The 16,381-nt window shown below is 71.8% G+C and carries 14 protein-coding genes and 2 pseudogenes; 11 read left to right on the plus strand and 5 right to left on the minus strand.

Annotated elements, in window-relative coordinates; genetic code table 11:
• Positions 1-142: 142 nt before the first annotated feature.
• Positions 143-1,327 (minus strand): annotated as a pseudogene (locus AOK16_RS01635) (lipid-transfer protein); the annotation flags it as partial.
• Entirely contained in the window at positions 1,324-1,776 is a 453-nt protein-coding gene (locus AOK16_RS01640; RefSeq protein WP_079100951.1) for a Zn-ribbon domain-containing OB-fold protein, read from the minus strand. The pseudogene AOK16_RS01635 and the gene AOK16_RS01640, both read right to left, overlap by 4 nt.
• Positions 1,777-2,016: 240 nt before the next feature.
• Here AOK16_RS01640 and AOK16_RS01645 point away from each other — a divergent pair, with 240 nt between their 5' ends.
• The 4 genes from AOK16_RS01645 (at position 2,017) to AOK16_RS01660 (ending at position 6,073) form a co-directional block, all read left to right on the plus strand.
• Positions 2,017-3,087: an ABC transporter ATP-binding protein gene (locus tag AOK16_RS01645; protein ID WP_079100953.1), complete on the plus strand. Its 1,071-nt coding sequence runs from the start codon at positions 2,017-2,019 to the stop codon at positions 3,085-3,087.
• A 77-nt stretch (positions 3,088-3,164) separates the two neighbouring features.
• Positions 3,165-4,373: an ABC transporter substrate-binding protein gene (locus AOK16_RS01650; protein ID WP_055470396.1), complete on the plus strand. Its 1,209-nt coding sequence runs from the start codon at positions 3,165-3,167 to the stop codon at positions 4,371-4,373.
• A gap of 13 nt (positions 4,374-4,386) precedes the next feature.
• Positions 4,387-5,226, plus strand: a complete 840-nt coding sequence (locus AOK16_RS01655) for an ABC transporter permease (protein ID WP_055470397.1) — start codon at positions 4,387-4,389, stop codon at positions 5,224-5,226.
• Positions 5,227-5,260: 34 nt separating this feature from the next.
• Positions 5,261-6,073, plus strand: a complete 813-nt coding sequence (locus AOK16_RS01660) for an ABC transporter permease (protein WP_055470407.1) — start codon at positions 5,261-5,263, stop codon at positions 6,071-6,073.
• Positions 6,074-6,112: 39 nt separating this feature from the next.
• On the opposite strand, the gene AOK16_RS01665 is transcribed toward AOK16_RS01660, so the two are convergent.
• On the minus strand, positions 6,113-6,499 hold the full coding sequence (locus tag AOK16_RS01665) for an Mpo1-like protein (protein WP_055470398.1): 387 nt from the start codon (positions 6,497-6,499) through the stop codon (positions 6,113-6,115).
• Between the two features lie 168 nt (positions 6,500-6,667).
• Between AOK16_RS01665 and AOK16_RS01670 the strand changes: the two genes are divergently transcribed.
• From AOK16_RS01670 to AOK16_RS01700, 7 genes are all read left to right on the plus strand, one after another.
• Positions 6,668-7,717 carry a LacI family DNA-binding transcriptional regulator gene (locus AOK16_RS01670; protein WP_055470399.1) on the plus strand — a complete coding sequence of 350 codons (1,050 nt, stop codon included), beginning with the start codon at positions 6,668-6,670 and terminating at the stop codon, positions 7,715-7,717.
• Positions 7,718-7,742: 25 nt separating this feature from the next.
• Entirely contained in the window at positions 7,743-9,029 is a 1,287-nt protein-coding gene (locus tag AOK16_RS01675) for an extracellular solute-binding protein (protein WP_055470400.1), read from the plus strand.
• A 16-nt stretch (positions 9,030-9,045) separates the two neighbouring features.
• Complete coding sequence (locus tag AOK16_RS01680; protein WP_079100952.1) at positions 9,046-10,014, plus strand: carbohydrate ABC transporter permease; 969 nt, start codon at positions 9,046-9,048, stop codon at positions 10,012-10,014.
• Between the two features lie 3 nt (positions 10,015-10,017).
• Complete coding sequence (locus tag AOK16_RS01685; RefSeq protein WP_205627610.1) at positions 10,018-10,878, plus strand: carbohydrate ABC transporter permease; 861 nt, start codon at positions 10,018-10,020, stop codon at positions 10,876-10,878.
• A gap of 69 nt (positions 10,879-10,947) precedes the next feature.
• Positions 10,948-11,964 carry a glycoside hydrolase family 130 protein gene (locus tag AOK16_RS01690; RefSeq protein WP_055470409.1) on the plus strand — a complete coding sequence of 339 codons (1,017 nt, stop codon included), beginning with the start codon at positions 10,948-10,950 and terminating at the stop codon, positions 11,962-11,964.
• Complete coding sequence (locus AOK16_RS01695; RefSeq protein ID WP_055470401.1) at positions 11,961-13,196, plus strand: Gfo/Idh/MocA family protein; 1,236 nt, start codon at positions 11,961-11,963, stop codon at positions 13,194-13,196. Before AOK16_RS01690 ends, AOK16_RS01695 begins: the two co-directional genes overlap by 4 nt.
• Positions 13,193-14,830 carry a glycoside hydrolase family 13 protein gene (locus AOK16_RS01700; protein WP_055470402.1) on the plus strand — a complete coding sequence of 546 codons (1,638 nt, stop codon included), beginning with the start codon at positions 13,193-13,195 and terminating at the stop codon, positions 14,828-14,830. The genes AOK16_RS01695 and AOK16_RS01700 overlap by 4 nt, the downstream gene beginning before the upstream one ends.
• A 110-nt stretch (positions 14,831-14,940) precedes the next feature.
• Here the strand turns inward: AOK16_RS01700 and AOK16_RS01705 are convergent, their stop codons facing one another.
• A complete protein-coding gene (locus AOK16_RS01705; protein ID WP_055470403.1) occupies positions 14,941-15,744 on the minus strand; it encodes a M15 family metallopeptidase in 804 nt (267 codons plus the stop codon).
• Positions 15,745-15,824: 80 nt separating this feature from the next.
• A pseudogene (locus AOK16_RS01710) lies at positions 15,825-16,381 on the minus strand (glycoside hydrolase family 31 protein); the annotation flags it as partial.

The raw sequence follows: 16,381 nt of genomic DNA on the forward strand, positions 1-16,381 counted from the left end.
TCGTCTCGACGTCAAGATATCTCGTGGCCGACCCTCCCCGACACCGACCCCTGCGCCGCACGGCGTGAAGGCCCCGCAGCAGAGCGACGCCCGCCGGTCACCGCCGTAGTAGGTCATGGTCACCAGTAGGTCGTGGTCACCGCACCGCGATCACCGACGAGCCGTGCCCGAACAGCCCCTGGTTGGCCGTGATCCCTGCTCGCGCCCCTGCCACCTGGCGCCCGCCCGCGGTGCCCCGCAGCTGCCAGGTCAGCTCGCAGACCTGGGCGATGGCCTGGGCGGGTACCGCCTCGCCGAAGGAGGCGAGGCCGCCGCTGGGGTTCACCGGGACCCGGCCGCCGAGCGCCGTGGCGCCCTCCCGCAGCAGCTTCGCGCCCTCGCCCGGCGCGCACAGGCCCAGGTCCTCGTACCACTCCAGCTCCAGGGCCGTGGACAGGTCGTACACCTCGGCCAGCGACAGGTCCTCGGGGCCGAGCCCCGCCTCCTCGTACGCGGCCCGCGCGATCGAGGCGCGGAAGCCCACCGCAGGGGGTTCGACGGCCGCCGCCGAGTCGGTCGCGATGTCCGGCAGGTCCAGGACGGTGCGCGGATAGCGCGGGGTGACCGTCGAGACGGCCCGGATGCGGACCGGGTCCGCCACCCCGTGGCGCCGGGCGAAGTCAATGCCGGAGAGGACCAGCGCCGCCCCGCCGTCCGAGGTCGCGCAGATGTCGAGCAGCCGCAGCGGGTCGGCGACCACCGCCGAGGCGGCCACCTCCTCGGCGGTGACGGCCCTGCGGTAGCGCGCGTTGGGGTTGAGCGCGCCCGCGGCCGCGTTCTTGACCTTCACCTGGGCGAAGTCCTCGACCGTGTCCCCGTGCAGCGCCATCCGCCGCCGCGCGTAGAGGCCGAAGTACGCGGGGTTGGTCGCGCCCAGCACCCGGAAGCGCAGCCAGTCCGGGTCGTCCGGCCGGTCGCCGCCCGCCGGGGCGAAGAAGCCCTTCGGCGCCGCGTCCGCGCCGACCACCAGCACCACGTCTGCCATGCCGGAGAGGATCCGCGCGCGGGCCGTGTCGATCGCCTGGGCGCCGGCGGCGCAGGCCGCGTACACGCTGGTCACGCGCGCCCCCTGCCAGCCGAGAGCCTGGGCGAAGGTCGCGCCCGACACGTAACCCGGGTAGCCGCCGCGCACGGTGTCCGCGCCGACCACCGAGTCCACGTCCGCCCAGTCGACACCGGCGTCCGCGAGTGCCGCGCGCGCGGCCGCCGTGCCGTACTCGACGAAGCTCCGGCCCCATTTGCCCCATGGGTGCATCCCGGCCCCGAGCACCGCCACGTCGCCGGTCACGCGGCCTCCTCCGGGGTGACGGGGCGCCAGTGCCAGGTCGTCCAGACGCGCTCGGAGTCCTCGCCGAGCACCCCGGGCACCACCTCGACCTCCCTGCCCACGGCGAGGTCGGCCGGGGTCACCCCGGGCGCGGCCTGGCCGAGTACGACCATGCGCTCGGCGGCCAGCTCCACCGCGACCAGCGTGTACGGCTCCCACTCCACGGCAGGGTCGGAGACGTACGGCGCCGGGGGCCGGTAGCGGCAGTCGGTCCAGGACCACACCGTGCCCCGCCGGGAGAGCGGCACCTCGATCAACCCCGTTCCCGCGCAGGCGGGGTTGCGGCAGAAGGCGTCCTCGCGCGGGAAGAACACCGACGCGCAGTCCGCGCAGCGGGTGCCGACGAGCCGAAAGCCGCCGCCGTCCTCGCGGAACCAGCCGTCCACCACGGGTGTACGCGCGCGTGCCAACGGTCCTCCCAGGCATCGGACTTCGGCGAACGATTCACCGAACTGACGAATCGTCAGAAGTGTGCCACGCGTCCCCGAGGGAGAGGAATACAGCGTCAGCGCTCGACCCAACCGGCCCCCCAACCCCCGCACCACCCACACAACGAAAACCCCACGGCAACCCCAAGGCGAGGGTTCGCACACCCGGGAGGCGCACGCATGGCGCAAGCTGATCCGGCGGCAGTGGCCGGCACCCTCACCATGGGCGCCCCCGCACTCCGACTCACCGCCGTCTGCAAGGAGTTCGGCGGGACCACCGCCGTCGACGGAGTCGACCTGGAGGTGCGGGACGGCGAGTTCTTCTCCCTCCTCGGCCCCTCCGGCTCCGGCAAGACCACCCTGCTGCGCCTCGTCGCCGGCTTCGAACACCCCACCGCCGGCCGTGTCGAGCTGGCCGGCCACGACGTCACCGGCAGGCCCCCGCACCGGCGCGACGTCCACACCGTCTTCCAGGACTACGCGCTCTTCCCGCAGATGACCGTCGAGCAGAACGTCGCCTACGCCCTCACCGTGCGCGGCGTCCGCAAGGCCGAGCGGCTGGCCCGCGCCCACGAGGCGCTGGAGACCGTACGCCTGGCCGGCTACGGAGGCCGCCGCCCCGCGCAGCTCTCCGGCGGCCAGCGCCAACGGGTCGCCCTCGCCCGCGCGCTGGTCGACCGGCCCGCCCTGCTGCTCCTGGACGAGCCGCTGGGCGCCCTCGACCTCAAGCTCCGCCAGGAGATGCAGACCGAGCTCAAACAGCTCCAGCGCCTCACCGGCATCTCCTTCCTCCTGGTCACCCACGACCAGGAGGAGGCGCTGACCCTCAGCGACCGCATCGCGGTTCTCCAGGGCGGCCGGATCGAGCAGATCGGCACCCCCGCCGAGGTGTACGAGCGTCCGGCCACCGCCTTCGTCGCGGGCTTCGTCGGCGACACCAACCTCCTGACCGGCCAGGACGCCGTACGCGTGGTCGGCCGCCCCGGCACGTACAGCCTCCGCCCGGAGCGCGTCCGGCTCGTCGCCGCGGACGCTGCGGGCGCCGCGGGCGCCGCGTATACCCAGGCCGCCCCGGACCTGCCGGGCCCCGGCGAGCGCGCCGTGCGCGGCCGGATCGCCGACATCGTCTACGCGGGTCCGCACGCGCGCGTGCGGGTCGATCTCGACGGCGGCGGCCGGATCACCGCCGCGCTCCGCGGCGACGACCCCGTGCCGGGTGGGCCCGGAACGCCCGTACTCGCCCTGTGGCGCGACGAATCCGCCTACCCCGTACCGGACTTGACACAGGATTGACCACCGGGTGCACTTCCAGCCGCACCTGAAGATCGGGATACTGGCGAACCTCAACACCCACGCCGTGGAGGACCGGAATGCGCACCACCCCCGTCCTGCGAGCCGCTGCCGCAGCTTGCGCCCTGCTACTTGCCGCCGCCTGCAGCTCAGGCTCCGGCGAAGGCAACGATTCGGCCGGCAGAGCGCACGGCTTCCACGCGCCCGACCTGCCCATGCAGAAGAAGGTCGGCAAGGGCGAAGGCGAACTCAACATCGTCGCCTGGGCCGGCTACGTCGAGGACGGCTCCAACGACCCCGACGTCGACTGGGTCACCCCCTTCGAGAAGAAGACCGGCTGCAAGGTCAACTCCAAGGTCGCGGGCACCTCCGACGAGATGGTCTCGCTCATGAAGACCGGCCAGTACGACACGGTCTCCGCCTCCGGCGACGCCACGCTGCGCCTGATCGCCTCCGGCGACGCCGCCCCGGTCAACACCGGCCTCGTCCCCAACTACCGCGACATCTTCCCGAGTCTGAAGCGGCAGCCCTTCAACTCGGTCGACGGGCAGATGTACGGCATCCCGCACGGCCGCGGCGCCAACCTCCTCATGTACCGCACCGACGAGGTCCTCGACGAGCCGGACTCCTGGAGCGCGGTCTTCGAGGACGCCGGCCGGCATGCCGGCTACGTCACCGCGTACGACTCGCCCATCTACATCGCCGACGCCGCGCTCTACCTCATGGAGACGCGGCCGAAGCTGGGGATCAAGGACCCCTACGCGCTCGACGAGAAGCAACTGGAAGCCGCCGTCGACCTGTTGAAGAAGCAGCGCAAGTCGATCGGCGAGTACTGGAGCGACTACCAGAAGGAGGTCAGCGCCTTCAAGAGCGGCGACAGCGTCGTCGGCACCACCTGGCAGGTCATCGCCAACCTCGCCGCCGCCGAGAAGGCCCCGGTCAAGGTCGTCCTCCCCAAGGAGGGCGCCACCGGCTGGTCCGACACCTGGATGGTCGGAGCCAAGGCCAAGAACCCCAACTGCGCCTACCAGTGGCTCGACTGGATCGTCTCGCCCAAGGTCAACGCCCAGGTCGGCGAGTGGTTCGGCGAGGCCCCGGCGAACCGGAAGGCCTGCGCCGAGACCTCCGACCCGGGCTTCTGCGACACCTTCCACGCCGACGACGAGGCGTACTTCCAGCGCGTCCGCTTCTGGACCACCCCGGTCAAGGAGTGCCTCGACGGCCGCGAGGACGTGACCTGCACCGACTACGCGCGGTGGACCAAGGCCTGGACCGAGATCAAGGGCTGAGCGGACACCGGAGATGACCACGCGTCACGGCGAGCGGCTGCGGTTGGCGGGACTCCTCGCGCCACCCCTGATCTGGCTGGCGGCCGCCTACCTCGGTTCGCTCGCCGTGCTGTTCCTCTCCGCCTTCTGGACCACCGACAGCTTCACCACCGACGTGGTGCGGATCTGGACGACCGACAACTTCCAGCAGGTCCTGACCGTCCCCGTCTACCGCACCATCGCCCTGCGCACCCTCTCCATCGCCGTCGCCGTGACCGTCGTCGACGCGCTGCTCGCCCTGCCCATGGCGTACTTCATGGCCCGCGTCGCCCCCGCCCGGCTGCGCGGCGCCCTGGTCGTCGCCGTGCTCACCCCGCTCTGGGCGAGCTACCTGGTCAAGGCCTACGCTTGGCGGGTCATGCTCGGCGAGCACGGCCTCATCAACGCGCTGGCCGCCCCGCTCGGCCTGCACGGCCCGGGCTACGGCACCACCGCCGTCGTCCTCGTCCTGGCCTACCTCTGGCTGCCGTACATGATCCTTCCGGTGTACGCGGCCCTGGAGCGGCTGCCCGAGCAGCACCTCGAAGCCTCGGCCGACCTGGGCGCCGGCGCCTGGCAGACGCTGCGGTACGTCGTCCTGCCCGCGGTGCGCCCCGCGGTCCTCGCCGGTTCCGTCTTCACCTTCTCGCTCAGCCTGGGCGACTATGTCGCGGTGCAGATCGTCGGCGGGAAGACCCAGATGCTCGGCAACGTCATCGCCTCCCAGGTCACCCTCGACCTGCCCATGGCGGCGGCGCTTTCCGCGGTCCCCGTCGTCCTGATCGTCTGCTACCTGACCGCAGTGCGCCGCGCCGGCGCGCTCGACTCGCTGTGAACGGACCACTCAACCGGCAGGAGGTGTGCGGACGTTGCGACTCTCCCGTACCGCCCGCGCCGTGCTCGGCGGCTGCATGGCGCTGGGCCTCGCGGTCGTCTACGTACCGCTGCTGCTCGTCCTGCTCAACTCCTTCAACGCCGACCGGTCCTTCGCCTGGCCACCCTCGGGGTTCACGGGGGAGTGGTGGCGGCGGGCCTGGCACAGCGCGGGGGCGCGCGACGCGCTGCTGACCTCGGTGCAGGCGGGGCTCGCGGCGACCGCGGTGGCGCTGGTGCTCGGCAGCCTGGCGGCCTTCGCGGTGCACCGGCACCGCTTCTTCGGGCGGCAGACCGTCTCGTTCCTCGTCGTGCTGCCCATCGCGCTGCCCGGCATCGTCACCGGCATCGCCCTCAACGCCGCCTTCCGCACGGTCCTCGAACCGCTCGGTATCGGGTTCGGGCTTTTCACGGTGGTCGTCGGGCACGCCACCTTCTGTGTTGTGGTCGTCTTCAACAACGTCGCCGCCCGGCTGCGCCGCCTCGCGCCCGGCACCGAGGAGGCTTCCGCCGACCTGGGCGCCCGGCCGCCCCAGACCTTCCGTTACGTGACGCTTCCGGCGGTCCGCTCGGCGCTGGTCGCGGGCGGGCTGCTGGCGTTCGCGCTGTCCTTCGACGAGATCGTGGTGACCACCTTCACGGCGGGGCCGGGCACCCAGACCCTGCCGATCTGGATCTACTCCAACCTCTCCCGCCCCAACCAGGCGCCCGTGGTCAACGCGGTGGCGGCGCTGCTCATCGCGGTGTCGGTGCTGCCGGTGTACATCGCGCAGCGGCTGTCCTCGGACGCGGCGGGCGGCCGCCTCTGAGGCTTCTCCACGCGGTACCCCAGGCTGCTTCCGGACGTCTCAATCGCCGTTCTCGGCCAGCCGCTTGGCGGCGATCTCCGCCAGCTCGTGATCGCGGCCCGCGAGCATCATCCGGATCATCTGCGCGTCCCCGCGCAGCGACCAGGCCGGGTGCCCGAAAGTGGCCGGATTGTTCTTCTCGATGAGGAAGTGCGCGGGCCAGGCGGCGCCGTAGCCGATGACGGGCAGTCCCAGCAGGTACTTCGGGCGACGGGCCAGCAGCCCGTACGTGGCGACCGCGAGGCCGGTGAGCGTCCCGGCGAGGTGGACCCAGCGCGTGGCAGCCTTGGAGTGCATGGCGACGTAGTACGGCCAGAAGTCCTCGTACGTCTCGAAGTGCCGCTCGGCGGGCGCCGCTTGGGCCGGTTCGGATGTCCCCTGAGTCATGACCGCACCGTAGTACGGGGCGACGGAGTGCGGGAGACCTCTTGACAGCCCTTCGCCTGAACCGGTTTAGTGCTCGTCGTTGCCCACGGATTAAACCGGTTTAGATTCGAGAACTCGCGGGCTCTTCATCTCTTTTGGTCGTTTTTGTCGCAGAAGTGAGTGCTGCCCATGGACCGTCGCCCCACCATCGCTGACGTGGCGAAGCTGGCCGGTGTGTCCAGGAGCGCCGTCTCCTTTGCGCTCAACGACCGCCCCGGGCTCGCCCAGGAGACCAGGCGCCGCATCCTCGCCGCCGCCGCGGAGCTCGGCTGGCGGCCGAGCCGCCCCGCCCAGGCGCTGTCGCGCGGCAAGGCCGGGGCCCTGGGCCTCGTACTCGCCCGGGAGACCGACCTGATCGGCGCCGACCCGTTCTTCCCCGCCTTCATCGCGGGCGTCGAGTCGGTGCTCTCCCGGCGCGGCGACGCCCTCGTCCTGCACGTCACCGATCCCGCCGACGAGGCGGCCACCTACCGGCGGCTGGCCGTCGACCGGCGCGTCGACGGCGTCCTCCTCACCGACCTGCGGGTGGACGACCGGCGCCCGGCCCTGATGGCCGAACTCGGCCTGCCTGCTGTCGTGGTGGGCGACCCCGAAGGCGCCCAGGGTCTGTGCGCGGTCAGCCTCGACGACCGCCCGGCCTTCGCCGCCGCCGTACGGGAACTGGCCGCGCTCGGCCACCGGCGCATCGCGCACGTCGCCGGGCCTCAGGAGTTCCGGCACGCCCGCCGCCGACGCGAGGCCTGGGAGCAGGCCATGCGGGCGGCCGGGCTCGAACCGGGACCCGTGCTGCCGGGCGGCTTCACCGCCGAGGGCGGCGCGAATGCGACCCTCGAACTGCTGGCCCGCGGCGCGGACCGGCCCACGGCGGTGATCTACGCGAACGACCTCTCGGCCACCGCCGGCTTGGCCGTCGCCCAGCGCCAGGGCTTCACCGTCCCCGGCGACCTGTCGGTCGTCGGCTACGACGACACCCCGCTCGCCGCGTACACCCACCCGCCGCTCGCCTCCGCCCGCGCGGACGCGCAGGGGTGGGGTGCCGCGGCGGCGCGCGCCCTGGACGAGGTCATCACCGCCGGCCGCGCGGACCACGTCGAACTCGCCCCCGCCGAACTGCGGATGCGCGGATCGATGGGCCCGGCACCCGAGGCGCCGTCCGGCGCCGCGAGCAGCACGCACTGAGTACAACGACGTACGGAGAACCACCATGCCGAGGAAGTGGGGAGCGGCGCTGCTGGCGATGACGCTGGCCGCGGCCACCGCCGCCTGCGCCAGACCGGGCCCCGATCCCGCGACCGCCACGACGTCCCGCGGGTCGATCACCGTGTGGCTGTCCAACAACGCCGCGGAGGTCGCCTGGGGCACCAAGATGGTCGACGCCTGGAACAGGGCCCACCCGCGCGAGCGGATCAAGGTCCAGCAGATACCCGCGGGCAAGACCTCCGAGGAGGCCCTGAGCGCCTCTATCATCGCGGGCAGCAGCGCCTGCCTGGTCTTCAACACCTCGCCTGCCTCGGTGCCCCAGTTCCAGAAGCAGGCCGGGCTGGTCCCTCTCGACGACTTCCCCGGCGCCGAGCGCTACATCAGGGAGCGCACCGGCCCCCGCGCCGACCAGTACCGCTCCGAGGACGGCCACTTCCGCCAACTCCCGTGGAAGAGCAACCCGGGGATGATCCTCTACAACAAGAAGATATTCCGGAAGGCTGGACTCGACCCCGAGCACCCGAAGCTGGCCACCTACCGGGACTTCCTCGACACCTCGCGGAAGATCGTCGAGAGCGGCGCCGCCCCGGCCGCGATCTGGCCCTCCGCCGGGTCCGAGTTCTTCCAGTCCTGGTTCGACTTCTACCCCTCCTTCATCGCCGAGAGCGGAGGTAAACCGCTCGTCGAGGACGGCAGGCCGCAGTTCGACTCCCCGGCGGGCCGCAGGGCCGCCACCTTCTGGCGCACCCTCTACCGCGAGAAGCTCGTCCCCCAGGAGACCTTCCAGGGCGACGCCTTCGGCATGGGGAAGTCCGCGATGGCCTCGGGCGGCCCCTGGGCGATCGTCGCCTACAAGCACTCGATCGACTGGGGTGTGGTGCCCTTCCCGACCTCCGACGGCCGCCCCGCCTCCCGGATCAGCACCTTCAGCGACGAGAAGTCGGCCGCCATGTTCAGCGCCTGCGAGCACCGGGCGACCGCGTGGGACGTGCTGAAGTTCGCCACCTCCCGGCAGCAGGACGGCGCGTTCCTCGCCGCCACCGGCCAGATGCCCATGCGTGAGGACCTGGCGGGTACCTATCCGGACTGGTTCGCGAAGAACCCCGCCTACACCACGTACGCCGAACAGGCCGACCGCACCGTCGAGGTGCCGAACGTCGCCGGATCCATCGACGTCTGGCAGACCTTCCGGGACGCGTGGACGCGCTCGGTCGTCTTCGGCCGCGAGCGGCCCGAAGCGGCGCTCCGCGGAGCGTCCCGCGACATCGCGTCGATCCTCGCCGAGTACTGAGCACCGAGGTCCCCCCATGAGCATCCCCGCCATCAGAGCCACCGGTGACGCGCCGACCCCCGCGCCGACCGGCCAACGTGCCGATACACCCACCCAACGCACGCGACCCCGCCGCAAGTTCCCGCTCCCGCGGCCCGGCGCGCTGTTCGTGTCGCCCTACGCGCTGTTCCTGCTCGTCGTCTTCGCCGTGCCGCTGGGCTACACGCTGTGGATCTCCTTCCACCGCTTCTACTTCACCGCCCCCGGCGCCGAGTTCGATGCCCCCTGGGTCGGACTGCGCAACTACCAGGACGTCTTCAGCGACCCGGTGGTTCTGCGCTCCTTCCTCAACATCGCGGTCTTCCTGGCCATCAACGTGCCGCTGACCGTGGTCCTGTCCCTCGTCCTCGCCTCGGCCCTCAACGCCAAACTGCCGATGCGCTCCTTCTTCCGGGCCGCCTACTACGTGCCCTACGTGACGGCGAGTGTGGCCCTCGTGGCCGTGTGGCAGTTCCTCTTCGGCGCCGAAGGCCTGGTCAACAACCTCCTCGGCGACCTCGCCCCCGACCCCTCCTGGCTGGTCAACCCCGTGCTGGCGATGCCCGTGATCGCGGTCTTCGTCGCATGGAAGCAGCTGGGCTTCTTCGTGATGGTCTATCTGGCAGCCCTGCAGAGCGTCTCCAAGGAGCTGTACGAGTCGGCCGCCCTCGACGGTGCCGGCCGCGTCCGCAGCTTCCTGTCCGTGACTGTGCCCGGCGTCCGCCCGGCCACCACCCTGGTCGCCGTCTACGCGATCATCACCGGTGCCAACCTCTTCAGCGAGCCGTACCTGCTGACCGGCGGCGGCGGACCCGACCACGCCTCCGCCTCGCCCGTACTGGTCATGTACCAGAGGGGGATCGAGCAGGGGCACCCGGACTTCGCGGCCGCCCTGGGCGTCGTCCTGGTGCTGTTCGTGGTCGTGCTGTCCCTGCTCGCCCGCAAGCTCACCGAGAAGGAGGGCTGACCCATGAGCCGCACCCCCGGTGCCATGACCCGCCTCCTGGGCGGCCGTTCGGCCCGCCTGCTGGTCCTCACCCTGGGCGCCGTCGCCTTCCTCTTCCCGTTCCTCCACATGCTCGTCGGCTCGCTCCAGAAGACCACCACCGGCGACCTGAACGGCGCGATCCCCACCCCGGGCACGCTCACCACCGACAGCTACGCCAACATCAACGACACCATCTCCCTGGGCCGTTCGCTGCTGAACTCCGGCGTCGTCACCATCGGCGTCCTGCTCTCCACCCTGGTCTTCGGCGTCCTCGCCGGATACGCCCTGGCCCGGCTTCAGTTCCGCGGCCGGGGCACCCTCTTCGCCGCCCTGCTGCTCGTCCAGACCATCCCGTTCCAGCTCCTGATGCTGCCGCTGTACGTGCTGGTGGTGCGGGACTACGGGCTCGGCGACAGCTACCTGGGCATGATGCTGCCGTTCGCCGTCAACTCCACCGCCGTCTTCCTCTTCCGCCAGTTCTTCCTTCAGATCCCGGGAGAGATCTTCGAGGCCGCCCGGATCGACGGCGCGGGCGAACTCGCCGTCCTGTGGCGGGTCGCCGTCCCCATGGCCAGCCCCGCCCTGCTGACCGGCTGCCTGCTGACCTTTATCGGCCCCTGGAACGAGTTCCTGTGGCCCTTCCTGGTCACCAAGGACGCCGACATGCAGCCGCTGGCCGTCTCCCTGGCCGGCTTCATGAGCAACCTCCAGGGCACCGTCGACAACCCCACCGGCGCCCTCATGGCGGGCGCCTGCGTCCTGGCGGTCCCCGCCGTGGCGCTGTTCCTGCTCTTCCAGCACCGCTTCACCCACACGAACATCGACTCCGGAGTAAAGGGCTAGGCCACCGTGCTCGACCGCACCACCACCCCCGCCGCCATCCCGTACCGCCTCGTCCGGCAGGGCGTCGTGATGTCGCCCGAGCCCGGCGTGCCCGACGAGGTCGAGGGGGTCCTCAACCCCGCCTCCGGTCGCACCCCCGACGGCACCCTGCACCTGCTGCCCCGGCTTGTGGCCGAGGGCAACGTCTCGCGCGTCGGCCTGGCCCAGGTCCTCTTCGAGGACGGGGTCCCGTCCGGCGTCGAGCGGCGCGGGGTCGTCCTCGCCCCAGACGAGGGCTGGGAGCGCGGCAAGAACAACGCGGGAGTGGAGGACCCCCGCATTACCTGGGTGCCCAGCCTCGGCCAGTACGTCATGTCGTACGTCGCCTACGGCCCCCTGGGGCCCAAGCCCGCGCTGGCCGTGTCCGGCAACCTCACCGAGTGGCGCCGCCTCGGGCCCGTCCAGTTCGCCTACCAGCCGGACCTGGACACCGACCTCAACCTGTTCCCCAACAAGGACGTCGTCCACTTCCCCGAGCCCGTCCCCGGCCCCGACGGCGAGCCCGCCTACGCGATGCTGCACCGGCCCATGTGGGACCTCGGCTGGTTCCGCCCCGGCGAGGGCGTCCACCTCCCGGCCGGGGTGACCGACGAGCGGCCCGGCATCTGGATCAGCTACGTGCCGGCGGCCGAGGTCGAGAAGGACATCACCGCGCTCGTCCGGCCCCGCGACCACCGCCTCGTCGCCCTGTCCGAACACCCCTGGGAGAGCCTGAAGATCGGCGCTGGCCCGGCCCCCATCCGCGTCGAGGAGGGCTGGCTGATGATCCACCACGGCGTCTCCGGCCACATCGAGGACCCCTTTGCCCAGAACCAGAAGGTCAGCTACGCGGCCGGCGCCATGATCCTGGACCTGGCCGACCCCTCCAAGGTGCTGGCCCGCTCCTCCGAACCCCTCATGAAGCCCGAGACGGAGGAGGAGCTCTCCGGCACGGTCCCCAATGTCGTCTTCCCGACGGCCATCGAGGAGATCGACGGCGAGCTGTTCGTCTTCTACGGGATGGCCGACGCGCACATCGGCGTCGCCCGCCTGGAGCGCACCGGATGACCACCCCGCACTCTGGAGCAACCTCCGCCGGGGACATAGGGCTTGGCTTGGTGGGCTGCGGCGCGTTCGGAGCGTACGTCCTCGACGCCGTGGCCTGCCTGCCAGGTTTGCGGATCGCCGCCGTGGCCGATCCCGACCCCGTGCGCGCCCGCTCCCTCGCCGCGGCCCACGCCACGGACGCCTGCGGCAGCCTGGACGAGTTGCTGGCCCGTCCCGACGTCCAGGCCGTCGCCCTGGCCACCCCGCCCGCCACCCACGCGCGGATGGCCGTCACGGCCCTCCGCGCGGGCCGGCACGTCTTCTGCGAGAAGCCGCTCGCCACGACCACCGAGGACGCCGCCCGCGTACGCGACGAGGCCGCCCGTGCCCCCGGCGTCCTCGTCGTCGACCACGTCCTGCGCTACAACCCGATCCTCAGGATGCTGGAACGGCTCGGCGCCGAAGGCCTGTTGGACCCGCTGCGCCGCTTCGCCTTCGAGAACGACGCCTCGGACCAGGACCTGGGGCCCGGCCACTGGTTCTGGGACCCCGCGCACAGCGGCGGCATCCTCGTCGAGCACGGCGTCCACTTCTTCGATGCCGCCCGCGCCCTCATGGGCAGCGAACCGCAGTCCGTCCAGGCCACCGCCGTGCACAGGGAGGGCGGCCCGGCCGACATCGTCGTCGCCACCGCCGTCCACCCCGGCGGCGCCGTTGCCACCCACACCCACTCCTTCACCCACGCCCACCGCTGCGAACGCCAGCTGATGCGCCTGGACTACGGCTTCGCCGAGGCCCGTGTCACCGGTTGGATCCCCACGCACGCCACCCTGACCGCCTGGACGGACGACGCCGGAGCCGAACGCTGGGAGCAACTGCCCGTACGCGCCCGCGACCTGCTCGCGGTGGAGGGCCACACCCCGTACGGCGATGAGCGCGTGACCGTCACCGTCCACCGCGACGCGGGCTCCGCGGAGGCCGCCGGCGGCCGCGGGGTGAGCCGCAGTGTCCCGCACCGCGTCGACGCACTGGTCGACCTCGGCGGCGAGCCCCGCAAGCCGTACGTGTACGCGCAGAGCGTCCGCGCCGCTTTCGCCGACCTGCTGCGCTGCGCACGGGAGTGCGGAGTCCCGGTGGCCGACGCGCATGCGGGTCTGACGGCCGTGGCGGTCGCAGAGGCGGCGACCCGCTCGGCTGCGACCGGCCGCACGGAACGCGTCGACGTGCCGACGGCCCAAGGGACTTCGGCATGAACGCACCCTGGTGGACGCACGCCGTCTGCTACGAGGTCTACCCCCGCTCCTTCGCCGACTCCGACGGCGACGGCATCGGCGACCTGCCCGGCGCCACGGCCCGCCTCCCGTACCTCCGAGACCTGGGCGTCGACGCGGTCTGGCTCACACCGTTCTACCCTTCGCCGCTGGCCGACGGCGGCTACGACATCGCCGACCCGACAGCCGTCGCCCCGGACCTGGGCACCCTGGAGGACTTCGGCGAACTCGTGGCCGAGGCCCACCGGCTGGACCTGAAGGTCCTGGTCGACCTGGTGCCCAACCACGTCGCCCATACCCACCCTTGGTTCGCCGAGGCGCTCGCCGCTCCGCCTGGGGACCCGGCCAGGAAACGTTTCCTCTTCCGCGATGGACGGGGCCCGGACGGCGTCGAGCCGCCCAACGACTGGCGCTCCGCCTTCGGCGGTCCCGCCTGGACCCGAGTACCCGACGGACAGTGGTACCTCCACCTGCACGCGCCCGAACAGCCCGACCTCGACTGGCACGACCCGGCCGTCCACGCCGAGTTCGAGCGCGTCCTCCGCTTCTGGCTGGACCACGGCGTCGACGGCTTTCGTGTCGACGTCGCACACGCCCTCTACAAGGACCCGGAACTCCTCGACGCGGGCCCCTGCCAGCACCAGGACGTCCTCCGCAACCATCTGCTGCCCTACTACGACCGGGAAGAGCTGCACCCCCTCTACAGGCGCTGGAGGGCCCTCCTCGACACCCACCCGGTCGTTGAAGGTGCCGCGCCCCCGGGCGAGCGCCTCCTGGTCGCCGAGGCCGCCGTCTTCGAACCCGGGCGCCTGGCCCGATACGTCCGCCCCGACGAGATGCAGCAGGCCTTCAACTTCGCCTTCCTGGAATGCCCCTGGGACGCGGCCAGAATGCGCCGCGTCGTAGAGGACTCCGTCTTCGCCATGGCTCCCGTAGGAGCCCCGGTCACCTGGGTCCTCTCCAGCCACGACGCCGTACGCCCGGTCACCCGCTACGGCGGCGGCAGGACCGGCGAGCGGCGGGCCCGCGCCGCCGCCCTGCTGATGCTCGCCCTGCCCGGCGCCGCGTACGTGTACCAGGGCGAGGAACTCGGTCTCCCGCAGGCCGAGTTGCCCGACCACGTCCTGCGCGACCCCGTGTGGGTGCGCTCGGGGCACACCGAGCGCGGCAGGGACGGCTGCCGCGTGCCCATGCCCTGGAGCGGCGCACGGCCGCCCTACGGCTTCGGCAGGGCCGGCCCCGAGGACTGCTGGTTCCCCCAGCCGGAGGGCTGGTCAGGGCTCACGGCGGCGGCCCAACAGGCCGACCACGGCTCGATGCTGGCCCTCTACCGCCAGGCCCTGCGCCTGCGCCGCGAGCGCCCCGTCGCGCCGCACGGCACCCTGCGCCTCCTCTCGCCGCCGGACGCCCCGTACCTCGTCTTCGACCGCGGCGACACCTTGCGCTGCGTCGTCAACTTCGGCCCCGCGCCCCTGCCCCTGGAATCCGGTGCGGAAGTGCTCCTGTCGGCCGGGCCGTTGGAGGAGCAGGGAGACGGCGGGGACGGCGGGCCAGGGGAGTGGAAGCTGCCGGCCGACACTGCCGTATGGCTGGAGATCCCGGGGCCGTACGGGTGAGTGCGCCGCCCGCTCCAGAACCGGAGAGGGCCATTCCGCGTCAGACACGGCAGATCGGCGGTCCGGACCGACGGGAGTGGCCCGGGGCCGCCGCTCTCTTCAAGCCCCGGCTACCGCGAGAGCGAGTGCCGCGAGACCGGGAAGTCGAAGTAGGTGTCCGGATAGAGCTCCGGCTTGTAGGTGAAGTGCCACCACTCCTCGGGCAGGTTGGTGAACCCCAGCCTTTCGAGGGTGCCCTTCAGGAGCAGCCGGTTGGCGCGCTGCTTGCCCTGGACGCGTGGATCGAGCGTGTGGGACAGGGTGTCGAAGCAGTCGAACCCGGTCCCCATGTCCACGGAGTTGTCCGGAAACCGCTCCTCCTTCGGCGCATAGCACTCCACCAGGGGCTGCCCCGGCACATAGGGGTGGGTGGGACGCGCCGGGATCTTCACGATCGTCAGGTCGACCGTGCTGCCGCGGCTGTGGCCGGACTTCTCGGCGATGTAGCCGTCCTCGAACAGCCGCGTCTTGTCGACCTGCGGGTAGAACTCGCCCTTCATGGCCTGGTCGTCGAGGTCCTTCGCCCACCGCACGAAGTGGTCCACCGCGCGCTGCGGCCGGTAGCAGTCGTACACCTTGAGGGAGTAGCCCCGGCGCAGCAGCGAAACCTGCGCCTTATGGAGGGCCTTGGCGGCCGGGGCGGTGAGGATGCACATGGGTTGCCGGTAACCGTCGATCGGTTCACCGACGAAGTTGTGCGGCGTGAAGTAGCGCATCTCCTGAAGGATGGTCGGGTCGACGTCCCGCAGGGCCACGAACCCCTCGGGAGCCGTCGGCTCCGAACTCGCCGCCGCCACCGAGGGAGCGGCGGTCGCGGTGACCAACGCGGCGACGGACAGGGCCAGGGCACGGACTGAGGCGGCAAGTCGTGGCATGGACAAGGGGCCTATCAACGGAACGTCCTCCGGGGAAGCGGAACTCACACCACAGGGCGAGTTGTTGAACAACATCTGATTTATCCTATAACTCCCCGAATTTGTACTGCATACCCGATCTCCCCACCGCCCTCCCGCTCGACAACCACCTTCCCGTCCACCACCCGAGAGTCGAACCGCTCCACCCGCGCCCGCTCCCAACCGTCCCCCGGATCGGCCACCACCAGTCCACCGCCCCTGCGCCCGGCCGGCGGCGCCCACACCTCGAGCTCCACCGCGCCGGAGTCCCCCGCGACCGGCAGCACCGCACCCGCCCGCACCAGCACCGGGATCCGTGACAGGGGCGCGTCCAGAACCACCTGCCGCGGCCCCTCGTACGCCTCGCCGGTCGCCAGGTCGTACCACCGGCCGCGCGGCAGCCGTACCGCCCGTCGCCTCACACCGGCCTCCAGCACCGGCGCGACCAGCAGCGCGTCCCCCAGCAGAAACGCGTCCTCACAGTCCCGCAAGCGCCGGTCGCCCGGCGTGGACCACCACAGCGGCCGGGCATACGGCGCCCCCGTACGGTGCGCGAGATGCGCCAGCGTCACGAAGTACGGCAGTAGCCGCTCCCGCTGGAGCAGCGCCACGCGCGCGT

Origin of the sequence: Streptomyces pathocidini, assembly GCF_001418495.1 — a bacterium.
GTDB lineage: Bacteria > Actinomycetota > Actinomycetes > Streptomycetales > Streptomycetaceae > Streptomyces > Streptomyces pathocidini.